This window comes from Shewanella sp. S1-58-MNA-CIBAN-0166 (assembly GCF_040310085.1).
GTDB lineage: Bacteria > Pseudomonadota > Gammaproteobacteria > Enterobacterales > Shewanellaceae > Shewanella.
Window position 1 is genome coordinate 1 of the sequence record NZ_JBEOPN010000199.1, and the last position, 239, is coordinate 239.

Sequence of the window (239 nt, forward strand, 5' to 3'; positions counted from 1 at the left end):
CGTCAAGACTCAGATGCAAAATCTTTTAAGAAGAAGCCAGCGCATTCAGCTAAAAATCCATCAGCTGCAGCAAAACCTGCCAAAGCCGCTGCGCCTAAGCGTTCAGGAAAAGTTGAACCTTTACCTGCAGGCGAGGTCAAGGTTAATAACAAGGTTAAAGTTAAACTTGGCCAAGCACTTGTTAATGCAGTAATCACTGAAGTAAACAAAGACGATGTTCACGTTGAACTAGTGACAGG

General features: G+C 43.5%; 1 pseudogene. It reads left to right on the top strand.

The annotated features are described in order from the left end of the window. Nucleotides 1-239, top strand: a pseudogene (locus AAEY99_RS21690) (RNA chaperone ProQ); the annotation flags it as partial.